This window comes from Sinobaca sp. SA16-1 (assembly GCF_059510515.1).
The window spans coordinates 277,162-299,293 of the sequence record NZ_JCAKFL010000003.1 but is presented as its reverse complement, the minus strand read 5'-3'; the positions used below and the strand labels follow the sequence as shown (position 1 = coordinate 299,293).

Sequence of the window (22,132 nt, the reverse complement as noted above, 5' to 3'; positions counted from 1 at the left end):
TTTACAACACCCCTTTTCCAATCGGATTTGTTTCTCCTGCAAGCAGTTCCTGTATGGACAATGGTTCCTGAGCGGCATGCCCCATTGCTTCTACCATCACTTCCAGGGTTCTTGCATTCGTAATAATTGTTTTTCTTTGCTTCAGCGCTTCCCGGCGTTTATCTTTCCCATTTTTGAAGCCGGTTTTCGGCAGGCTGATATAAGCGACTGCGTCTTCCTGCAGGACCCACTTATTAAAAGACGAAGCTTCTTTCTCAAACACGAGGCTGCAGCCCTTGGCTTTTAATTTCTCCAGGGAGGCAATGCAGGCCGGAAGCTGGCTGTCCTCAATATCACAGTACACGCTGCCTTTTTGTTTAAATAAAAGCGGAATCTGACTTTCCGACCAGGCAAACGCCTTGTTGCAGGCTTCTTTCACCGTCGGAGCAATGCTGATTAATTCCCCCGTCGATTTCATATCTGCTTCCAGAATAGGATCAAGACCAGGCAGCTTGTCATTTGAAAATACAGGTGCTTTCACCGTATAGTAGGAGGTTTCCTGCTCAAGTCCTGTTTTTCCTCCGGTCCATTCTTTCAGCGGATGTCCAAGAAGCAGATGCACTGCGCCGTCGATCATCTGCACTCCGGTCACTTTTGAAAACACAGGAACGGTTCTGGAGGCACGCGGATTGATTTCAATCACATAAAGTGTATTTTTGTCATACACAAACTGAATGTTAAAGATTCCTTTAAAGTCAATGGAACGGGCAATCTTCTGCGCATGTTCTACGACTAATTCTTTCACTTCCCCGCTGATAGAAAATGGAGGTGTTACCGCCATGGAATCCCCAGAGTGAATACCGGCTTCTTCCACATGTTCAAATATTCCCGGGATGTATATATCCTCCCCGTCTGTTAAAACGTCTACTTCCAGTTCTGTGCCGGGCAGATAAGAATCAATAAGAATAGGGTATTCAATCGTCTGTGCTTCTTCATTCAAATAAGCGGTCAATTCCTCCGCTTTGGTCAGGATCGTCATGCCCTGTCCGCCGATTACATATGACGGACGCAGAAGCACTGGAAAGCCGACGGACGCTGCTTTTTTTATCACATCTGCTTTGTTCTCCCCTGTTACTCCGGGAATATGAGGAACGCCTGCTTCCTGCATCAGCTCATAAAACCGTCCTCTGTCTTCCAGCTTGTCAATCGTGTCAAAGGAAGTGCCGAGAATAGTCATGCCGGCTTTTTCCAGCTCTTCGGTTAACGAGATGCCGGTCTGGCCTCCAAGCTGTACAATCACCTTATCTGTCTGTTCCTCTGCCGCTACATGCAGCACATCCTCCAGCGAGATAGGCTCAAAATACAAGTGATCCGCCATTTCAAAATCGGTACTGACTGTTTCAGGATTATTATTGATGATTACCGCTTCATAGCCCGCTTCTTTTAAAGCTCGTGCGCCGTGAACCGAGCAGTAATCAAATTCAATTCCCTGCCCGATACGGATCGGGCCGGATCCCAGAATGATCACTTTATTGTCTTTCTTTTCGGGCTGTCTATCACTGCGGCTGTACCAGCTCGAGTAATAGTAAGGCGTTTCCGCTGTGAATTCTGCGGCACATGTATCTACCATGTGATAAGTAGGCAGTACGCCCCAGCTTTTGCGCTGCTCATAAATGTCGAGTGGCGCACAGTTCCACTGGCGGCTCATCCAGCTGTCGGTAAAACCTTTTTTCTTAAAGGCCAGCAGCTGTTTTTTGTCGATATTCTGCCACTCGGTCTGCTTAATCTGTGCTTCCAGATCGATCAGTTGTTTAAACGAACGCAGGAAAAACAAATCGATATTGGTCTTTTGATGAATCGAGTCGATCGTTTCTCCATGACGAAGCAGTTCCATAATAATAAAAAATCGCTCATCTGTCTGTTCATGCAGTTTTGTATATAACGTTTCTGTATCCAGCCCTTGTAATACCGGCATTGACAGGCCGTCCAGTTTAATTTCAAGAGACCGGACTGCTTTTTGCAGCGCCGCTTCAAGATTTCGTTCGATAGCCATTACTTCTCCCGTTGCTTTCATCTGGGTTCCCAGACTGCGGTCGGCATAGGCGAATTTATCAAACGGCCAGCGCGGAAATTTCACTACTACATAATCCAAAGCAGGTTCAAAACTTGCATACGTATGTCCTGTTACTGGATTAATCAGTTCATGCAGGTGATAGCCGACGCTGATTTTGGCAGCCATCCTTGCAATAGGATAGCCTGTTGCTTTGGATGCAAGCGCGGAAGAACGGCTTACCCGTGGATTCACTTCAATCAGGTAGTACTGCTTGCTGTCCGGATCCAGCGCAAACTGAATGTTACAGCCGCCGACGATTCCAAGTGCCCGAATGACTTTCAGTGAAGAAGCTCTAAGCATTTGATACTCTACATCCGTCAGCGTCTGGGAAGGAGCCACGACGATGGAATCCCCTGTGTGAACTCCTACCGGGTCAATATTTTCCATATTACATACCGTGATGCACGTATCATTGGCGTCCCGCATCACTTCATATTCTACTTCTTTGAAACCGGCAATGCTTTTTTCTACCAGACATTGGTGAATCGGACTTGCTTCCAGGCCGCCCGAAGCTATATAGGCAAGTTCCTCTTTATCCGAAGCAATTCCGCCCCCGCCTCCGCCAAGCGTATAGGCAGGCCGTACAATGATTGGATAGCCAATCTCGTCAGCAAAGTCCAAAGCTTCCTGTACGGTAGAAACGATCGTGCTTTCCGGCACCGGCTCGTCGAGTTTATGCATAAGAGAACGAAATTCCTCTCTGTCCTCTCCCTGCTTAATCGAAGCAACTGACGTACCGAGCATCTTCACGTCGTACTTTTCCAGTATAGACTGCTCATCCAGTGCCAGAGCGAGGTTAAGGCCGGTCTGCCCTCCAAGTGTTGCAAGAAATCCGTCAGGCTTCTCTTTTTGAATAATTCGTTCCACTGATTCAACGGTTAACGGCTCAAAATATACTTTATCAGCACAGAAATCGTCTGTCATCACGGTGGCCGGATTATTGTTAATTAAAATAACTTCGATTCCTTCTTCTTTTAAGGCAAGACAGGCCTGTGTGCCTGAATAATCAAATTCTGCTGCCTGGCCGATAATGATCGGACCTGATCCGATCACTACAACCTTCTTGATGTTTTCCTGCTTAGGCATAGGATTTTTCGCTCCCTTTAGTCTGAAGGACTTCCACAAATGCATCAAAAATTTCTTCACTGTCTGCCGGGCCCGGGTGGGCTTCCGGATGAAACTGCGCGGTAATGATAGTGTGCGATTTATGGGAGAGCCCTTCAATAGACCCGTCATTAATATTTTTGTATTTTACAATGAATTCATTTGTATCAATCGTGTTTTCCTTTACCACATAGCTGTGGTTCTGAGACGTCATGAATACTTTTTTTGAGTCCATATCCTGTACAGGCTGATTTGCTCCCCGGTGGCCGAAACGGAGTTTTTCAGTGTCCGCCCCAAAAGCGAGTGCCAGCAGCTGATGGCCAAGACAAATGCCAAGTGTCGGATATGATTCTGCCAGTGCTTTATAATGAGGGAGGTATTTAGCCACCTGCTTTGGATTTCCCGGTCCGTTGGAAAATAACAGGCCGTCCGGCGCAAGCTTTTTTATGTCATCGGCTGATGTATCAAAAGGGACTACCGTTACCCTGCAGTCTCTTTCAGTAAGACGCTTAACCATAGAACGCTTGTAGCCGAAATCCACTAATACCACATGGTAATGTCCTTCTCCAAATGATTCTGACTGAGTGACCGAGACGTCATCCATAACCATTTTATCTCCGAGAGGTTCATATGTCATTTCCTGGATTTTTACCGGATGTTCTGCCAATACGGCTCCCATATCCCCTTTTTCACGGATACTCTGCACAAGCGCTCTTGTATCCACTCCGCTGATAACAGGAATGCCTGCTTTTGCTGCTGCTTCGGAGAATGTCATTTCGGATTCGTAATGCGTGGCTTCTGCAGAAGCCGTGCTAACGACAATACCGGCCGGTTGAGGATGGATACTTTCATTATCTGTTATATTAATACCGTAATTTCCAATCAGCGGATACGTAAAGACAACAATTTGTCCATAGAAGGAAGGATCGGTCAGCACCTCCTGGTATCCGGTCATTCCTGTAAAAAAGACAATTTCTCCATACGTTCTGCCATTAAAGCCTTCCGGTAGTTCTCCTTCAAATATTTCGCCGTTTTCCAACGTAATATGTCCCTGCATGCTCTCCATCCTCCTTTTTTCTTTTAATTATTATTTAACACGGATGCGATAGCAGCTACCGCCTGCTGCAGTTCTTCTTTGGTTATCGTAAGCGGCGGAAGCAGTCTGATAACGTTGGGTCCCGCTCCTATCATAAGAACTCCCTGCTTTTGAATATTCATAATATATCCGGCTGCTGGTTCATGAAGTTCTATTCCAACCATCAGCCCTTTTCCACGGATTTCTTTTACTTTGTCGGAGTGGCCGAGTTTCTTTTCCAGCTCCTCCATCAAGAAGGCTCCTTTTTCCGCTGCCTGTCCGGTAATATCTTCTGCCAGCACTGTTTCCAGCGTAGCCTGAGCCGCAGCCATAGCTAATGGATTTCCTCCAAACGTCGTTCCATGCGTACCAGGTCCAAAAGCTGATTCCAAATACTTCTTTCCAATAATAGCTCCTACCGGGAAACCATTCCCCAGTCCTTTGGCAGCAACTATAATGTCAGGAGAAACCCCTGCATGCTCGTAGGCGAAAAAGGCTCCGGTTCTGCCGATACCAGTCTGGACTTCATCTACTACGAATAACGCTCCATTTTTTTTACAAAGCGATTCTACCGCCTGCAGGAATTCGGAAGAAGCGGGGACAACCCCTCCTTCTCCTTGTATCGGCTCCACCATAACGGCCGCCGTATCCTCATCGATGGCACTCTCCAGTTCATTCACATCGTTATACGGCAGGTATTCAAACCCTTGAAGCATAGGACCGAAACCTTGATGAATACTCTCCTGTCCGGTGGCTGCCATACTTCCTAACGTTCGGCCGTGAAAAGACTGGACAAAGCTGATGATTTTCGTACGTCCCGTATATTTTCTGGACAGCTTTATGGCTGCTTCATTGGCTTCTGTGCCGCTGTTTGCAAAAAACACAATATCTCCGGATGACTGTTCTGTCAGAAGCTGTGCTGTTTTTTCCTGACCCTCATATTGAAAAAAGTTGGATGCATGCCAGCCTTTGTGCAGCTGCTCCTCTACGCTTTTTAAAACGGCAGGGTGCTTGTGGCCTAAGTTAACCACACCAATTCCTGCCATACAGTCCAGATAAGTCTGGCCGTTGGAAGCTGTGATATAAGATCCTTCTGCTGACTCAAAGGTGAGCTCCCATTTTTTATACGTAGGAAACAGGGTGCTTTCTTCGTTTGTCTGTTTTGTCTGCTGCGGGTTCATAATAAGCCTCCTTTGATCAGCTGTTCAGCTGGTTTTTTACGATCGTTGTGCCATCAATAAACCCTTCGGATGTGGTACGTTCTCCATGAGCTCCGGCAATAACGACTTCTTTTATATTACCTTTCAAGCCTGCCAGCGCTGCTTTTACTTTTGGAACCATCCCTCCGTAGATCACACCGCTCTGAATTAATTCTTCTATCTTTTCCTCGTTCATTTCCTGGATCAGTTCGTTATTAACATAAATTCCGTTTACGTCTGTAATAAATAAGAGCTGTGATGCGTTCATGGCTGTTGCTATGGAGGAAGCTGCACTGTCGGCATTTACGTTCAACCTGCCTCCATTGCCATCTGCAGCAATTGGAGCGATGACTGGAATGGCTCCCCATTCTATTACTACATCCAACAGAGATGTCTCCACTTTCTTTATTTCTCCTACAAGCCCCAGCTTTTCTTCGTTTATACTATCGGCAAGCAGCAGCTCTCCGTCGACACCTGAAAGCCCAACAGCTTTTATGCCCGTTTTCTGAATTTCTGATACTAAATGTTTATTCATTTTTCCTGACAGTATCATTTCTGCCGTATCCAGAACCGGTTCGGTCGTTTTTCGAAGTCCGTCCACAAATTCCGACTGAATATCCAGTTTCTCCAGCATCGCATTAATAGCAGGGCCTCCGCCGTGAACAATAATTGGATACAGTCCGCTGTCTTTCATGGATTTTAAGGATTCAAAAAACGCCGGTGTTAAATCTGATGCTGTAGACCCGCCGCATTTAACGATAACTACTTCTCTCATGATGGTCTCCTTTATGTTCGGTATCCGGCATTAATTCTGACATATTCATAGGTCAGATCGCATCCCCATGCTTTTCCTGCAGCGGTTCCGACGTGCAGATCTACAAATATTTGTACAGTATCCTGTTCGAGATAACGCTTGGCGTTTTCTTCCGAAAACACAACAGGTGTACTGTTTTTAAGTGTTTGAATCGTACCTAATGATATATCTATTGTGTCTGGATTTAAATCGATTTCGCTGTATCCAAGCGCTACAATAATTCTGCCCCAGTTCGCATCTGTTCCGTATACGGCTGTTTTTACCAAGTCTGATCCGGCGATTTGTTTAGCCGCTTTTCCCGCTTCTTCTTCGCTTTTCGCGCCGCGCACATTCACTTCAATTAGTTTAGTGGCGCCTTCCCCATCGCGTGCAATTTTCTTGGAGAGGTCTTCACTCGTTTTGCAGAGCGCTTCTATAAAAGTGCCCCATTGGCTGTGTCCGGGGTGCAGTGCCTGATTATCTGCCTGGCCGCTTGCCATGACGACTACCATATCATTGGTGGAAGTGTCACCGTCTACGGTAATACGGTTAAACGTCTGGTCGGTTACTTCTGAGAGCGCCGCCTGGAGATACTGCGGCTCTATATTGGCGTCTGTTGTTACAAAGCCAAGCATTGTAGCCATGTTCGGATTAATCATCCCGGAACCTTTAGCAACTCCCCCGAACGTAACAGTTTTTCCATCGATTTCTGTTTGATAGCAGCTGTGTTTTTTTACGAGGTCGGTTGTCATAATTGCTTCATTAAATGCATCTGCGGAAGAAAACGCTCCCTGCGGCTTTAACTGATGGATACCAGGAATAATTTTTTCCATATCAAGCTTTTCCCCAATAACTCCCGTTGAAGTGACAGCTACACGGTTCACCGGAATCCCCAGCGCCCGGGCGCCTTCTTCTCTCATTTTATAGGCGTCGCGCATTCCTTCCTCTCCAGTACAGGAATTGGCATTTCCACTGTTAACAATAATGGCCTGCAGCAGACCTTCTTCGGCAATGCTTTCTTTCGTTACATAGAGAGGAGCCGCCTGTATTTTATTTAACGTATACACACCGGCGCTCGCGGCCGGGGTTTCACAATATATGATGCCCAGATCCCGGCGCTTTTTCTTCACACCGCTGTGCAGCCCGTCCGCTTTAAACCCTTTCGGCGAAACAATGCTTCCTTCGTCCAATTTTATAATTTTTTCTGTTGAAGAAGCCGTATCCATTTTGTTCTCTCCTTTTTTGTTCAGAGCTTACGGAAAGACCGGGAGGCCGGTTAATCCTGCTGTTTCTTCCAGACCGAACATAATATTCATGTTCTGTACCGCCTGTCCCGATGCACCTTTAACTAAATTATCTATAACCGAAACGATAGTCAGCCGTTTTGTTCTTTCATCATATACCCAGCCAATATCACAAAAGTTACTCGCATTCACTTCTCTTGTAGAAGGCATTTGTTTATGCGGTCTGACCCGGACAAAAGGGGTATCTTTATACGTCGACTCCATTATTTCTTTTATCTTTTGTTCGTCAAATCCTGCCGGTACCGTAGCATACATGGTTGCCATCATCCCTCTGGTCATCGGGACCAGATGAGTGCTGAGTGTAATAGTAACTTCTTCATTTAAAAATCCAGCCAGTTCCTGCTCAATTTCCGGAATGTGTTTATGCTCATTTACTTTGTATATTTTTAAATTGTCATTCATTTCGCTGTAGTGTGTCATAGCCGACGCTGAGCGTCCTGCTCCCGTCGTACCGGACTTGGCATCAATAATAATCGTACTTGGCTCAACAGCACCTGACTTGACGAGCGGAATCATGCCAAGCAGAACAGCCGTCGGATAACAGCCGGGGTTGGCTATAACCTGCGCTTCTTTGATCTGGCTGCGGTTCCACTCGCTCAAGCCGTAGACTGCTTTGTCGAGAACGTCCTGTGAAGCCGTTCCGCGTCCGTACCATTTTTCGTATGCTGCAGGATCGTTTATCCGCAGGTCTCCGGACAAGTCGATCACCTTTGCTGCGGCTGAAAGCCTGCTGCTCCATTCAGCGGAAACACCTGGAGGGGTGGAAAGAAATATAACATCAAACCCCTGCAGCGCCTCTATTGATATATCCTGGAGGCTTTCAAAAAATCGTTCACTTATATGAGGATAGCTGTCTGTCATTTTCACTCCCTGCTGGGAAGAAGAAAAAACAGCTATTTGTGTAACATCAGGATGATTGGAAAGCAGGCGGATCAATTCTATGCCGCCGTAGCCGGTAGCGCCGATAATAGCAGTTTTCATAAATTTGCACCTCGTTTTATCTTTATACATTTTCTTGTATCTTTTATTATAGATGTGAATATATATTAATGCAACTGTATTTTTATATTAACCCTTCGTTAATTGATTTCACTTGACTTTCTCCGTTTTACAGAGTTTTTTACACGTTATCTTTCTTAATTTCTTTTATTCGCTTATACATATATGCACTAAAATATACAAAATGACAGTAAAAAAAGAACCCCGCCCGGGATTCTTTTATTGTTCTTCTAATACCGCTTCTACTTGTTCTTTAATAGCCGGTGCCTGCTGGCCAAATAAGTCGTTTTGTTCAGAGTGAAGAAATTCTCCATTTTCATCAAAGACCGAATAGCCGCGAAAAGACGTATTGCCGTTCTGCATCTCTGCCTTTTCAATAATTTCCATGTCCGGGTCGGAAAGCAGCGAATAAGAGAGCCCGGCGGATGTTTGGAACGAAGCGTGATTTTCCGGTGAATCGGTACTTAATCCATATATATCTGCATCAAGATCCTGAAAGGTTTCCTGCTGTAATTGCAGCTGCACGAGCTGCTGTTGGCAGGCCCCTCAATCAACACCTGTAAAATGGAAAAATACGATTGGCCTGTCATTGCTTGAAACGGATACTTCTTCTCCGGATTGATCCTGCAATACAATGTCCTGTCCGCCTCCACAGGCAGCCAGCAGAAATACTGCGGAAAACAATAAGACAAGAAATGAGTTCTTTTTTACATTATGCATGGATTGATTCTCCTTTAGTCGTTAACTAATGCCTGTACATCATCTGCAATTAAATCGGTATCATTATCGAGTCCGTCATAGCTCCGGATAATCTGGCCTTCCGGATTTACGAGGTAAAAGCTTGTCGGATGGATAATGTCTTCATTCTCTTCATCTTTTTCTACGGTACTTAAAAATGACTCTCCGGCCAGCGCCTGCATTTCTTCATCACTGTATCCCGTCAGAAAGTGCCAGCTGGAAAAGTCGGCTCCGTATTCTTCACCGTATGCTTTCAAAGTTTCCGGATCATCGTTTGAAGGGTCGACAGTAAAGGAAACAAGAGGAATACCGGCTTCCTCTTCCTCAAGCTGGCCCTGCAGGCTCAGCATGTTCGGAGTCATTAAATTACAGACCGTCGGACAGTTGGTAAAAATCATATTCGTGACCCAGTAGCTTCCTTCCAGATCTTCATTGGTCACTGTTTCATTATCCTGGTTTGTATAGGCAAAGTCTTCTATCATCATATCGGCTTCTGTTAAATCGGTCCCGTTTTCCGGTTCCGCCCCGGAGAATAAAAAACTGCATCCTCCAAGAAATAAAACTGCTGCTGACCATACACTCGTTACTAACATTCGACGCACGCTTTTCACTCCAGTATTTTCATGCTGTTATTTTTGCGGGTGGACAGGAATATCGCTGATGGAAAGCTCTCCATCCTGCTGCTTTTCTCTGCTCAGCCACTGTTTAAATACAAATCCAATCGTAGATACGTACACAAACTCCTGCATTACTTTCATCATGACGCCGGCGAGCTGCTGATCTGTATGAGGCTGCATAAACTGAAGCCCTCCGCCCGCTGTGCTCGCCAGCCCTGCCGGCATTTCGCTTCCTGCCGGCAGGCAGTAAGCCATGACGCTGGACCACACAGCAGCGTTGGTATACGTTTCATACATTGGCGAGCCTGCAAAGATAATCAGGGCACAGGCCGGCGTGATAAGAATACCGTTTCCAAAAATATAAGCAATCCGCTTTAATTCAGACAGCTGATTCGTGGTCGGAACTGGAGCCAGCATATACCACCACATTAGAAAAGCGGCGCCAAAAAGTATCCATTGGTAAAGATCATGATAAATGGGAGCCTGCATTAAATAATCAAACACCCCGGGCAGATGATAAATAGAAAATAATGCATTAAACAACAGCAGCGCGGTGACCGGATGGAAAACGTGCGATCCTATCCGGGCCGGCCGGCCTTGAAAGCGCTGGAGGATGCTTTTCCAGACTTCAGGAGGAACAGAAAGTATAAACAACGGTACCGCTATAAAGTAAACAAGCACCATCTGCGCCATATGAAATGTCATAATGGAATGACCCGCTGTATACAGCGGTCCCCCCCAGCCCAGGTAAACTGCTGTCAGCGCCCCTCCGAAATAAACCAGCCTTTTTGTTTTCAGGGATTCTATGTGTTCTGCCTGTACCTTCGAATAAACAAGCCGGTAATATAAAAAAATGAATAGGATAAGTATGATAATAAGTTCTGGTGTCCATACAGCCCGGAAGGAGAACATGGAGAAGTAATCCTGCAACTCTATCCCGCCTTTCTTTTCTTTCTGCCATTCCTGCAGTAAAATAGAAAACAGTGGTTCAAACGCTGAGCAGCTTTAACCCAATAAAACGTTTCCATTATATTTTAGCACAGAAAAGCAGGGAAATTAATTACTAGTTTTATAGAAGAAAGATGGGATTAACATGACAAACGAAAAATATCTAATTGCAATTGATCTGGACGGCACGATGCTCAAAGAGGATAAAACCATTTCCACCAAAACCTACTTTGCTATTAAAGAAGCCTTAAAGGCAGGCCATGAAGTAGCTATTGCAACCGGACGTCCGTACCGCGCGAGCAAAATGTACTACCAGCAGCTTGGTTTAAAGAGTCCAATCGTCAATTTTAACGGAGCTTACGTCCATCATCCAGGTAACAGCGGATTTTCAATACACCATTCGCCGCTCGAGCTTGATACAGCACGGAAAATTATTGAAACCTGCCGCTATTTCAAAGTAAATAACATGATGGCTGAAGTCGCCGATGATGTATTTCTGGATGATTACGATGAGCAGTTTATTGATTTATTTGCACTGGGGGGCACGCCTGCAGCATTTGGAGACCTGAGCCGGCTCCTGCAGAAAGATCCAACCTCGCTGCTTGTGTACCCTAAAGAAAATCATGCCGAAGAACTAAAAGAACTACTGTCCGGTAACCATTCCCAGGCCATTGAACAGCGCTCCTGGGGGGCCCCGCATCATATGATTGAAATTATTAACACCGGCAACAATAAAGCAGAGGGGCTGCGCAGAATAACATCCCACTACAACATTCCAATGGAGAATGTCATTGCATTCGGTGATGAGGACAATGATTTAGAGATGATCAGCGAAGCCGGTTTCGGTGTGGCAATGGGCAATGCTATTGATGATTTAAAAGACGCGGCTAATGAAGTAACATTAAGCAATGAAGAAGATGGAATCGCCGTTTACCTGAATAAAAAGCTCGGACTTTCTGAATTTTCCATTCAGACAAACAAGCAGGGTTAATCACCTGCTTTTATTTTTCTGCAGAGAAAAACATTTTCCTGTGGTAGAATAATGAAGGAAAAAGTAAACGCTTAAGAAAGGAGCCAGCACATGATAGTATACGAAGTTCCCAAAGACGCCTCCGAGGAAATGATTAAAAATGTAGCCGATCTGCTTATGGGGCAGATGGAATCCATCGGTCTTGATAATGCATACGAACTGCTGATTAATTCCATTCACCTGACACTCGAAGAAGGCTCCAATGCCCATTTGTTTGTGGCTGATGTAGACGGAGCGATACTGGGCGCGGCTTTTATGAATATTTCTATTTCCCTTGATAAGGGCGGCAAGTACATCTGGCTGAATGATTTATTTGTTGATAAAAATCATCGAAATAGAGGAATCGCTAAAAAAATGCTCCTTAAAATTATTTATTGGGCCGAAAACAATGAGTTAAAAGGGATCGAGCTTGAAACCGGGATCAACAATGAAGCAACGAAAGCTCTTTATAACTCTTTAGGCTTTTATGATGTTGTGTCTAAACGGTACGGCTTCCGCTTTTAATAAGCCTGTTTGTTATTTATATAGTATCACCATCGTAAAGACGGCCTCTGCATCTCCGGAATTAATATAACGATGCGGCTTATCTGCCGCAAAACGAATAGCATCCAGCGCATGCAGCTCATGCATTTGCTGCGCTGCTTCAATGCAAATGCTGCCACCCTGCACAAAAATATACTCTTCCACCCCTTCCTGATGCGCTCTGGAGTGGTAATCGCACCCGGGCTCCATTTCCACCAGATAAGCCTCTACAGGGGCTTTTTTTTCTTTCAAAAAAACAGGCTTTACTTTAAAACGACTGTCCCCGCTTTCCAGTGCCTGAATGTCTGCACCCCTTATTACATATGCGGTTTCTTTATCTTCTTCGATAAATGAAGTAAAAGCGACGCCAAGCCCATCCGCTATTTTCCAAAGAGTTCCCACCGTGGGGTTTGTTTCTCCCCGTTCGATCTGCCCGAGCATCGGCTTGCTGACGTTAGTGTGCTCTGCCAGCATCTGCAGACTCCATCCTTTCTGATTGCGAAGCTCCCGAAGTCTTCTGCCAATTTCTACGTTAATGTCTTTTTTCATTGCGTTTCTCCCCTCACTGATATACTATAACATACAAATAGTTTACTATAAAATACGATAAGGAGGCAGTAATGGATACGCATTCTTTACATCCGGCACCGGATAAATTTACAGGTTTAAAGCATGGCGCTGCTATTGCTCTCGGTTACATGCCGGCTGCTGTAACGTTTGGATTTCTGGCCCAGAGTACAGGTTTAACACTTATGGAAGCGTTTATGATGAGTACGTTTGTATTCGCCGGAGCGGCCCAGTATACAGCGCTTGGCCTGATCAGTGCAGGCACGGGTGCTCTGGAAATTATTATCACCACGTTCGTATTAAACATTCGCCATCTTCTGATGAGCGCATCTCTTCATGAAAAAGCAGAGCCGGATCACCCGGTTATAAAAGCCGGTTATGCCTTTGGTATTACAGATGAAGTGTTTGCGGTGACGTCAACAAATACAGGTACAATAAGCAGCGGCTACATATACAGTGTATTTTTAACCGCCTATGCCAGCTGGGTCTTTTTCACCGTGGCCGGCCACAGCGCAGGGGATCTGCTGCCTGCTTTTTTACAAACAAGCCTTTCATTTGCAATCTATGCTTTGTTTTTGGCCCTTCTGCTGCCGCCGTTAAAAAAAAGCCGGAAGGTTCTATTTCTTGCCGGAACAGCAGCTTTGATCCATGGCATGCTTTATCCGTTCATGCCGGAAGGCTGGGCGATTATTACCGCTGCCTCAGCCGCTGCCATTCTTATAGAATGGGTGGCTCCGGACCATACTAGAAAGGAGGAGCTGGTTGATGAGTAGTTCTATTTTTTGGATTATTATCGGCATGGCCGTTGTGACATATATTCCCCGTATGCTGCCATTCGTGGTGCTGAACGGAAAAAGGCTTCCACCGCGGATAGAAGGAGCGCTTCGAAATGTTCCCTTTGCTGCATTGGGCGCTCTGATTTTTCCCGGCATTTTATTTGTGCAGGATTCTCTTTTTTTTGGATTGGTCGGAGCCGCTTCTGCTATTATCTTAAGCTATGTAAATGAAAATATGGTTTTTATTGTACTTGGTTCTATTTTCATTCTTTCTCTGTTTCTGCCTATATTTTAAGCATCCACCGAATTGGCGGATGCTTTTTATCATTCTATAGAAAAAGAATCTTCCAGTTCTACAGGCTGTTCAGGGGGTTCTCCATTGATGTCGGAGACGAGCAGTTCAAACGATAACGTATACTCTCCAGGTTCGAGCAGATCAAAATCAACTTCTTCTTCCCATTTGCGGATGTTTCCCTCACCAATTGTTATTTCTTTTAACGCCTGGGTAAAAAGTTTTTCCTCTGCATAATTGTAAACGGGCTCTGATTCCCCTTTTTTATGAATGAAAACACTAATTTCCTGGCCGCTGTTAAAAGCAAGATCTAATGGTTCCCCGGAAATATTGGTCAAATCAAATTCCCATGTATAAGCTTCTTCGTTAAATCCACCGGAAAGCTCCCAATTATCTGTCTGCATGGATGGTTCCCCGCTTTCTGCCTCATCCCGGCCTGCGGTCCCGCAGCCCGAAACAAGCATGATTCCCACAATCCCCACTGTCAGCCACTTCATACATTCACATCCTCTTGTAAAATCGTGTGGATTTCATACAAACAGAACGTTTTTATTTATCTTTTCGGAATATCCCGTAAATGCCGGCAGTATTCACGATATTCGTAAAGGCCTGCTCATCGACTTCCTGTATGACCTGCTGCAGCGCATACAGCTCATATCGGGTAATAACAATCATCAGCATTTCTTTTTCACTGGCATCAAATCCGCCCTTAGCCGGCAGCCTTGTAATTCCTCTTGTAATATTCTGATGAATAGCGTCCCGCAGCAAGTCCGGCTTCTTAGTAACAATAAACGCTGTGAGCTTCACATGACGGGTATGAATCGCATCGATCACTCTTGATCCTACATATAATGTTACAAGAGTATAAAGTGCACTCTCCCAGTTAAACAGCAGGCCGGCCGCAATAACGATAACACCATTGAGCATGAAAAAGTACGTACCTACCGGGCGGTCACTCGACTGCGCAAGCACAAGGGCTACAATATCCAGTCCGCCTGCAGAAGCGCCCCACTTAAGAGCAATGGCCGCTCCAATGGCTGTAATAACCCCGCCAAATACCCCGTTTAATAAAATATCGGAAGATAATTCAGTGATAGGTATAACTTCCAGAAAAAAAGTAGTCAGGGCAACATGCAGAAAGCTGTAAAATGTAAAGAGCTTTCCTACACGTATCCACCCTAGAACAGCTATAGGTATATTTAATATAAATAAGAGCATCCCCGTTGATAACGGAACCAGAGTGGATAGTATCTGCGCGATACCCGTCGCCCCGCTGGAAAAAACATTAGCCGGTATCAAAAACATATTTAATCCGACGGCCATGATCAGTGCACCAACAATGATGACACCAACCTTTTTTAATTCTTGAGATAACGTAGTATGCGTTGTTATCATAGTATTCCTCCCCTACAGCGGCAGCTTAAATATGTTTGGCCACCCATGAAGTCATCTGCAGCATCCCTGGCCTTGGAACTTTATGTCCCGCCTTAGGATCCAAATGATATTCCATTGGGCCGGCTGATTGTTGTTCGAGCGTTTTGTATAAATGATAGGCGGATTGATAAGGCACTACATCATCCTCCCGGCCGTGCCAGAAAAATAATGGGCGGTCCGCTATCGCTTCGGGGGCAGCTGAAAGATCGAACGGATGAAGCCCATGTAAAATTTCCTGTGTTTTTTCTTCTGATTCTTCCCACAAGTTATTGCGCTTAAGGCCTTCAAGTTGGGCCTTTGCCAGATCCCCCCAGGCCGGATCACCCATCAGACTGATACCGCCTTTGATCCACGGGTACACTTTAAGAGCACCAAACGTTAAAATCGCTCCCATAGATGTTCCCCCGACAAACAAGCGCTCATCTAGTATCCAGTTTCTTTTTTTTATTTCATTATAAATCGTTTCTGTGTCCCTTACGGATTGAACGACAACCTTCCAGAATTTTGACATTCGTTCTTTTTCTGAAATGTCTTCAGACCGTTCTCCGTGCAGAACAGCTTCCGGAAGCAGTACACGTATGTTTTTCTCCGCAAGCTGATAGGCAATTGGAAGATTATGTTCTTTCGCACTGGAAAATCCGTGCCAGAACATAACAACCGGAGCCGGCCTTCCGGCTAAAGATTTTTTATGAATATGTAGCATTGGGATCTGATTAATTGTTTCTTTCTCAATGATGTACATAATAACCGCCTTTTGATTTATATAATCCTATATCATTGTACTTGATCCATCATGGGATTAAAAGAGAAGGACCTGCCGGAAATGTTCTTTTTCCTTATAAAATAGTAAAAAACTGCCCTAATTACAAGGGCAGCTTCTGTATTACTTACTGGAATCTTTATGCGTGCTTTTTACAGGTTCTTCGCCGGATTCCTGCGTGCTGTTAAAATACTGGACAGAATTCACTGCCCCTTCAGACACCATTTTGTTGTCGTCTATATCGTGGGGATCAGAATGACCCGTTTTTTCGTTCAAATATTTATCTTCATCCTGCTTTGTTTTATTTTTTGCTGCAGCCATGCCCCGGTCAATATTTCCCCTGACCTGGCTTCTTGCATTTTCACTTTTCAGCAGAATGGTTGCTGCTGTGGTAATGCCTGCAATGATTAAAATAAATAGACTCTTTTTACACATTGTATTGTCCTCCTTCGTTGTTCTTTGCTTCACTTGAATCTCTTCCCTTATTAAAGCAAGCTAAAACGCTTCCTTCTTTAAATCGTGTTGTTATTTTTCGTACAGGTCATTAATATTTTCCAGCGGGTTTTCCATCCCGATCTGCATTTCTTCATCCCAGGTAAGCATGCCCCCGGCAAAGTTTTTCACCTGGCCGAATCCATTTTCTTTCAGGTAGTGGGCCGCATGCTGGCTCCTGCTGCCACTTCGGCAGATTAACACATAAGATTCATCTTTTTTCATCGATTCCGCCGCTTCCGGAATTTGCTGCATCGGCAGAAGCGGCACACCTGGAATGTGTCCTTCCACATACTCGGAAGGTTCTCTTATATCAATAAAAATAGGAGCGGACTGATTGTCTTTATACAATTGTTTCAACTGCTGGACGTCTATCTGCTCAATTCCTTCTATTTTCTCACTCATCTTATATCCCCACTCCGTTGTTTTAATTTTTAATACCATGCTGCGCTTCATATTCATCCAACGATGCCTTCCGGTTTCGAAGCTTAATCAGTCTGAACGTATGCGTTACAATCACTTTACCAACAGCGTAAGCTGGTACAGCTAGAATTAATCCGAGCAGACCGGCAAACTGGCTGGCCACGAGTAACAGCAGAATAATCGTGACAGGATGAATATGCAGTCGTTTTCCCATAATCTGCGGGGAGATTAAATTGCTTTCAATCTGCTGAACAACAACCGCGACTATAATTACATAGACCGCCATTAAAGGATCTTGGAACAGACCAACAATAACCCCTGGAAATGTCCCGATCCACGGCCCTACAAATGGAATAACATTTGTCACCATCGCAATCAGAGCCAGAATAAGCGCGTATTCGAGACCGATAATGATATAGCCGATATAAATCAACACACCGACGCATATACTAACGAGTACCTGTCCCACAATGTACGAACTTAACGCCCGGTCCATATCACGCAGAATGCGGAATCCCTCTTCTTCCTGTTTTTTCGGAAGCAGTCTGAGAATCATAGCCGGCGCGCCTTTTCCTTCTTTAAGCATGTAATACAAAACAAAAGGAATAACGACAGCTATGACTAAAGCGCCTGCAATAGAAGTGATAATGCCAATAACATTTCCCCCTATGCCGCTTAGGAAATCTGTTAAATAAGTGGATAAATCAGACAGTAATTCGTCGAGCGAGGAATACCCCGCCTGATCTAATGCACTATCAAACCACGGCTGCTGCGATACCGTGTTCAGCAGACTTTGAGCTTCCTCTACAAATGTCGGCAGTCCATCAATCAGGCTTGTCACCTGTTCCTGAATAATAGGGCCGAGGAAAAACACGAGACCCGTAAGCAGACCGGCAAATGCCAAATACAAAATAAGTATAGACAAACCACGCGGCAGTTTTTTTGATAACAAGTTGACGATTGGACGAAATACGTAAAACAGCACTCCTGCGATTAATATTGGAGCAAACAATGTAGAGACTAAAATAACAATAGGTGTGAAAATAAAATCAATCAGCGTTCCCAGATAAATAATCAAAAACGCAAGCAGTATTCCATAACCAATATTAAAGTACTTGCCTTTAGGCATTTTACCACCACTATTCTCAGATTTTCATTACTTTATTATAGCATAATTTTTTTACCGTTCTGTCCGCCTTTCTGCTTTCTTTAAAGCAGCACAGGACTTTCTTGTAACGAGCTTGTGGCTGACAACTTTTTGGTAAGCCGGCTTATCCGTATGTTCCATACCGAAACATATTGCTTTAGCCGCCTGCCTGCCCAGCTCGGAAATTTGAATATCTATTGTCGTTAACGGCGGGGAGGCTAACGAGGCAATAACAACATTATTAAAGCTGATAACAGACATCTGCTCCGGTACGGAAACACCCTGCTCATGAAGATAATGAATAATTTCCAGTGCCATCATGTCATCTGCAGCTACAACAGCTGTGGGCGCCATCTGTAAATTAATCAGTTCCCGGGCAGCTTTTCTGCCACCATCTGTTTTGCCGGCATTTTTAAAAATAAGGCTCTTTTCTACCGGAAGGCCGGCTTCCCGCAGAGCGGATATATATCCCTTTTCATGATCTGACGTCACCTCATAGTCTTCTCTGCCGCCAATAAACGCAATGCGCTCATGGCCAAGCCTGCACAAGTGGGAAGCAGCTTCCCGGCCGGCCTGTACGTTGTCATTATTCACAAAAGAGGCTTCCGGGAAAGGAGCCGGGCTGCCGATAACAGTATAGGGAAACTTCATTGTTTCCAGATAACTCCGCACCTTGTCTTCTTTTAAAGAATACAGAACAATTACTCCATCAACCATTCGATTTTCTACCATTTTTCTGACCTCTAACAGCTTTTCCTCTTCTGTCTGGCTCGTTGTTATATAGAGGCCTTCTCCTTTTTCGGAAGCATATGTACTTATGCCCTTTAAAATCTCCGGAAAAAACAAGTTCTGAAAGGAAGATCCTGCGTCGTTGGGCATAACAATCCCAATCGTATTCGTTTTTCGTCCTGCCAGACGCCTCGCATGAAGATTAGGAACGTAACCCATTTCTGTCATGGCCCTGCGTACCCTCTCTTTTGTTTTCTCACTGATACTCGGATGGCTCGATAATACTCTTGATACAGTTGACGGCGCTACCCCTGCTTTTTCCGCAACGTCTTTTATTGTTACTCCCATTATTTTCTCCTTTTGTAAAATGTAAACGCAAAAAGACAAAGCAGGTACACTTTGTCTTTCGTCGCCGTCTATTCTTATACCCTATTATGAGTAAATGGTAACTTTGTTATGCAGACTTCCCAGTTCCTCGGCTGAAATAGCGACCTCATCCCCATTCTGGAGGAATTTAGGAGGTTTAAACCCTTTTCCTACTCCTGATGGCGTTCCCGTTGCAATAATATCTCCCGGGTAAAGCGTCATTCCTGCTGAAAGCGTGGAGATTAATTCTTTGACGGAGAAAATCATTTTATCCATGGAAGACTCCTGGCGCAGTTCTCCATTTACATAAGTCCGAAGAACAGGATAAAACGTTTCCCAATCTTTGTCGAGAAGAACAAACGGCCCGAGCGGACAGAAGGTGTCCATGCTTTTTCCTAAGTAGAATTGTTTATGACGGGCCTGAACATCCCTTGCGGTTACATCGTTTAGAAGGGTAAAGCCGAATACATGGTCCAGTGCCTGGTCCTTTGGGATTTTCTTTCCCTTTTTACCAATAATAACAGCAATTTCCCCTTCATAATCGAGCTCTTTCGTGACTTGTTCATCCGCTTCGATTGTCTCGTTTGTCCCGATAATGGCAGTGGGAGGCTTTGTAAAAATAATCGGGTGCTCCGGTATGTCTGCTTTGCTCCCCATTTCCACTGCATGCTCAGCATAATTTTTTCCCACGCACATAATATTTCTTTTTGGATAAATAGGTGGAAGAACAGCGGCAGATTCGACAGGCGTCATAAGAAGCAGGCCCTGATTATCATATGCCCATTTTTCCAAGTGCTTTAATTCACCGAAGCGGCTTTGCTTCCACTCTATGGCTTCTTCCATAGTAGATGGTATATCCAGACCGGCCCGTGTTTTTATTTCGTCCAACGAGACTATACTTTCTTCGATCACTATTCCCAGTGCAGTCACTTCGTTTTCTCTGTAGGATACCAGCTTCATTACTCTGTCCTCCTCGTTATATCTGCCGCAAATTGTTCCACGTGGGCGGAGGCACGGCTTCGTTTCTTTTCCCTGTCCTGTTCGGAACAATCTATTACATTACCCAGATGACAAAATGGAACGCTCCTGAATCCGCAGAATGACAGAATATGCTCCTGCCAATTGTCTTCTGTTATCTTTTTCAAACCAGACTGCCGGAATTCCTCTTCCGGTGTGCCGGTCGTATAAATAAACGTAATCGGCTTTGCATCCATTAATGGAACGGGCTTTTCTTCTTCCACCTCATATGCAAATTTATAAGAAAGCACCCTGTCCAGGTATCCTTTGCCAACCGCCGGAAAGCTGCCCCACCACAACGGGAAGAGCGTAATAATGCCGTCTGCATTTTTTATATACTGATGTTCTTTTTGGACATCTTTGGAGTAAACCCCCTCCACAGAAGCGTTATACTCTTTTTTGGAAAGAGAAAAAACAGTCAGCTCTTTTTCCGGCATACGTATATCTACGTTATGACCGGCTTCAATCAATTCCTCTTTTATCCGGGTTAAAATAGAGCCGTTGTAGCTGTCTGTGTCCGGATGAAAATACCAAATAAGAATGGAAGCCACAATATCCTTCCTTTCTATTTTCCTGCTGTTATGAATGATTTACCCATTGGATAATCGGAAGGCTTTCCAATATAATAGCCTTGGGCCAGATGAAAACCAAGCTGTTTTACCACCTCGAGTTCTTCTTTTCTTTCAATACCTTCTGCCAGCATTTTTATGTTATGCAAGTCTGCTTTTTTCAGCATATGTTTAAGTTTTTCCTGTTTTTCTGTGCTTTGATCGCAATAAGAAATCAGACTGCGGTCTACTTTGCCGAAGTCAGGCTGTAATTGTTCCAGCATTTCTACTGTAGCAAACCCTGAACCAAGGTCATCAAGCGCTACGTTCACTCCATACTGCTGATACGTTTTAAAAATGTTCTGCAGATGGGCAACGTCCGCTATTTCCTCTGTTTCCACTACTTCAAAAATAAGATCGGCCGGATCTACCCCATGCTCTTTTACTATTTTAAATGTTGATTTCAAGCAGTGGTTGGGATCATAAATAGAAGATGGAAGAAAATTAATAAATCGTTTCGTTCCCTGACTTAAATGGAGGGAGCTGTGTGCAATAGAAGACATTCTGGCCTGACTGTCCAGCATAGACTGAAGATCTGCTTTTTGTGCATATTCAAACAGCTCTCCAGGATAAAAAAAGTGTCCGCTGCTCTTGGGTCTCATTAAAAATTCATGGCCCATCACTTCCGAGCTATGTAAATTGATAATTGGCTGCATATGATGTGTAAATAATCCTTCGTTAATAATTTGAAAATACAAAGGATTTGATATTCTTTCTTTAAGCACCGAAAGCTCCAGCATGTGGCCAAACACCGAGGCTTCATTCTTCCAGGTCCCTTTTGCTGAAGTACCGCTGTCCAGTAAATCCGCTTCCAGGTTGCCGACAATTCGAACAGCCTCTTCCAAACTGCGAAACGGGGCGTGAATAATCCCGTTTTCCTGCTCTATTCCGACGTCTCTATCGTTTAAATGTTTAACAAGTAAGGTGGTGCCGCCGGTATCTGCTGCGGTAAACAAAAAGGTGCCATTGTCTTCCAGAGAAGGGACCATACTGCAATTTGAACATCCTGCCATTGCGACTCCTCCTATCTATCTGTTTAAATTATATGACTCATTTCCCATTATACTTCGAAAAAAATGAATAAACAAACCTAAAGAACC

General features: G+C 44.6%; 24 protein-coding genes and 1 pseudogene. 4 read left to right on the top strand and 21 right to left on the bottom strand.

Translation table 11 applies throughout. The features are described from left to right. Position 1: 1 nt before the first annotated feature. The 10 genes and pseudogenes from carB to ctaG form a co-directional block, all read right to left on the bottom strand. Entirely contained in the window at positions 2–3,178 is a 3,177-nt protein-coding gene (gene carB / locus AC5W2J_RS09465) for a carbamoyl-phosphate synthase (glutamine-hydrolyzing) large subunit (RefSeq protein WP_496059223.1), read from the bottom strand. Then, on the bottom strand, positions 3,171–4,253 hold the full coding sequence (locus AC5W2J_RS09460; protein WP_496059222.1) for a carbamoyl phosphate synthase small subunit: 1,083 nt from the start codon (positions 4,251–4,253) through the stop codon (positions 3,171–3,173). The genes carB and AC5W2J_RS09460 overlap by 8 nt, the downstream gene beginning before the upstream one ends. Positions 4,254–4,276: 23 nt before the next feature. Beyond that, entirely contained in the window at positions 4,277–5,452 is a 1,176-nt protein-coding gene (gene argD / locus AC5W2J_RS09455) for an acetylornithine transaminase (protein ID WP_496059221.1), read from the bottom strand. A gap of 16 nt (positions 5,453–5,468) precedes the next feature. Beyond that, positions 5,469–6,245, bottom strand: a complete 777-nt coding sequence (gene argB / locus AC5W2J_RS09450) for an acetylglutamate kinase (RefSeq protein WP_496059220.1) — start codon at positions 6,243–6,245, stop codon at positions 5,469–5,471. 11 nt (positions 6,246–6,256) lie between these two features. Further along, positions 6,257–7,489, bottom strand: a complete 1,233-nt coding sequence (gene argJ / locus AC5W2J_RS09445) for a bifunctional ornithine acetyltransferase/N-acetylglutamate synthase (protein ID WP_496059219.1) — start codon at positions 7,487–7,489, stop codon at positions 6,257–6,259. 27 nt (positions 7,490–7,516) lie between these two features. Then, the gene (gene argC, locus AC5W2J_RS09440) at positions 7,517–8,548 is read right to left on the bottom strand and encodes an N-acetyl-gamma-glutamyl-phosphate reductase (protein ID WP_496059218.1); all 1,032 of its coding nucleotides are present in this window, start codon (positions 8,546–8,548) and stop codon (positions 7,517–7,519) included. Between the two features lie 237 nt (positions 8,549–8,785). Next, positions 8,786–9,097, bottom strand: a pseudogene (locus tag AC5W2J_RS09435) (peroxiredoxin family protein); the annotation flags it as partial. Between the two features lie 15 nt (positions 9,098–9,112). Further along, positions 9,113–9,286 carry a hypothetical protein gene (locus tag AC5W2J_RS09430; protein ID WP_496059217.1) on the bottom strand — a complete coding sequence of 58 codons (174 nt, stop codon included), beginning with the start codon at positions 9,284–9,286 and terminating at the stop codon, positions 9,113–9,115. Between the two features lie 14 nt (positions 9,287–9,300). Further along, positions 9,301–9,897 carry an SCO family protein gene (locus tag AC5W2J_RS09425; protein WP_496059654.1) on the bottom strand — a complete coding sequence of 199 codons (597 nt, stop codon included), beginning with the start codon at positions 9,895–9,897 and terminating at the stop codon, positions 9,301–9,303. Between the two features lie 36 nt (positions 9,898–9,933). Next, on the bottom strand, positions 9,934–10,851 hold the full coding sequence (gene ctaG / locus AC5W2J_RS09420; protein ID WP_496059216.1) for a cytochrome c oxidase assembly factor CtaG: 918 nt from the start codon (positions 10,849–10,851) through the stop codon (positions 9,934–9,936). 163 nt (positions 10,852–11,014) lie between these two features. On the opposite strand from ctaG, the gene AC5W2J_RS09415 reads away from it, so the two are divergent. Both AC5W2J_RS09415 and AC5W2J_RS09410 read left to right on the top strand, forming a co-directional pair. Beyond that, positions 11,015–11,860 carry a Cof-type HAD-IIB family hydrolase gene (locus tag AC5W2J_RS09415; protein WP_496059215.1) on the top strand — a complete coding sequence of 282 codons (846 nt, stop codon included), beginning with the start codon at positions 11,015–11,017 and terminating at the stop codon, positions 11,858–11,860. Positions 11,861–11,950: 90 nt separating this feature from the next. Continuing rightward, on the top strand, positions 11,951–12,403 hold the full coding sequence (locus AC5W2J_RS09410) for a GNAT family N-acetyltransferase (RefSeq protein WP_496059214.1): 453 nt from the start codon (positions 11,951–11,953) through the stop codon (positions 12,401–12,403). Positions 12,404–12,415: 12 nt separating this feature from the next. Here the strand turns inward: AC5W2J_RS09410 and AC5W2J_RS09405 are convergent, their stop codons facing one another. Continuing rightward, positions 12,416–12,970, bottom strand: a complete 555-nt coding sequence (locus AC5W2J_RS09405) for a helix-turn-helix domain-containing protein (RefSeq protein ID WP_496059213.1) — start codon at positions 12,968–12,970, stop codon at positions 12,416–12,418. A 71-nt stretch (positions 12,971–13,041) separates the two neighbouring features. On the opposite strand from AC5W2J_RS09405, the gene AC5W2J_RS09400 reads away from it, so the two are divergent. After that, positions 13,042–13,761 (top strand): AzlC family ABC transporter permease, encoded by a 720-nt coding sequence (locus AC5W2J_RS09400; protein WP_496059212.1) that lies wholly within the window; start codon positions 13,042–13,044, stop codon positions 13,759–13,761. Continuing rightward, positions 13,754–14,059, top strand: coding sequence for an AzlD domain-containing protein (locus AC5W2J_RS09395; RefSeq protein WP_496059211.1), 306 nt, complete (start codon positions 13,754–13,756; stop codon positions 14,057–14,059). The genes AC5W2J_RS09400 and AC5W2J_RS09395 overlap by 8 nt, the downstream gene beginning before the upstream one ends. A 29-nt stretch (positions 14,060–14,088) precedes the next feature. On the opposite strand, the gene AC5W2J_RS09390 is transcribed toward AC5W2J_RS09395, so the two are convergent. From AC5W2J_RS09390 to AC5W2J_RS09345, 10 genes are all read right to left on the bottom strand, one after another. Further along, positions 14,089–14,553, bottom strand: coding sequence for a BsuPI-related putative proteinase inhibitor (locus AC5W2J_RS09390; RefSeq protein ID WP_496059210.1), 465 nt, complete (start codon positions 14,551–14,553; stop codon positions 14,089–14,091). 52 nt (positions 14,554–14,605) lie between these two features. Then, a complete protein-coding gene (locus AC5W2J_RS09385; RefSeq protein ID WP_496059209.1) occupies positions 14,606–15,451 on the bottom strand; it encodes a YitT family protein in 846 nt (281 codons plus the stop codon). Between the two features lie 25 nt (positions 15,452–15,476). Then, positions 15,477–16,232 (bottom strand): serine aminopeptidase domain-containing protein, encoded by a 756-nt coding sequence (locus AC5W2J_RS09380; RefSeq protein ID WP_496059208.1) that lies wholly within the window; start codon positions 16,230–16,232, stop codon positions 15,477–15,479. Positions 16,233–16,373: 141 nt separating this feature from the next. Beyond that, a complete protein-coding gene (locus AC5W2J_RS09375; RefSeq protein ID WP_496059207.1) occupies positions 16,374–16,685 on the bottom strand; it encodes a YbyB family protein in 312 nt (103 codons plus the stop codon). 90 nt (positions 16,686–16,775) lie between these two features. Then, entirely contained in the window at positions 16,776–17,147 is a 372-nt protein-coding gene (locus tag AC5W2J_RS09370; RefSeq protein ID WP_496059206.1) for a rhodanese-like domain-containing protein, read from the bottom strand. Between the two features lie 22 nt (positions 17,148–17,169). Next, positions 17,170–18,294: an AI-2E family transporter gene (locus AC5W2J_RS09365; RefSeq protein ID WP_496059205.1), complete on the bottom strand. Its 1,125-nt coding sequence runs from the start codon at positions 18,292–18,294 to the stop codon at positions 17,170–17,172. Positions 18,295–18,345: 51 nt separating this feature from the next. After that, entirely contained in the window at positions 18,346–19,389 is a 1,044-nt protein-coding gene (locus tag AC5W2J_RS09360; protein ID WP_496059204.1) for a LacI family DNA-binding transcriptional regulator, read from the bottom strand. Positions 19,390–19,473: 84 nt separating this feature from the next. Further along, the gene (locus AC5W2J_RS09355) at positions 19,474–20,367 is read right to left on the bottom strand and encodes a fumarylacetoacetate hydrolase family protein (RefSeq protein WP_496059203.1); all 894 of its coding nucleotides are present in this window, start codon (positions 20,365–20,367) and stop codon (positions 19,474–19,476) included. Next, complete coding sequence (locus AC5W2J_RS09350; protein ID WP_496059202.1) at positions 20,367–20,975, bottom strand: NAD(P)H-dependent oxidoreductase; 609 nt, start codon at positions 20,973–20,975, stop codon at positions 20,367–20,369. The genes AC5W2J_RS09355 and AC5W2J_RS09350 overlap by 1 nt, the downstream gene beginning before the upstream one ends. A gap of 14 nt (positions 20,976–20,989) precedes the next feature. Further along, a complete protein-coding gene (locus tag AC5W2J_RS09345; RefSeq protein ID WP_496059201.1) occupies positions 20,990–22,045 on the bottom strand; it encodes an EAL domain-containing protein in 1,056 nt (351 codons plus the stop codon). Between the last annotated feature and the right edge of the window lie 87 nt (positions 22,046–22,132).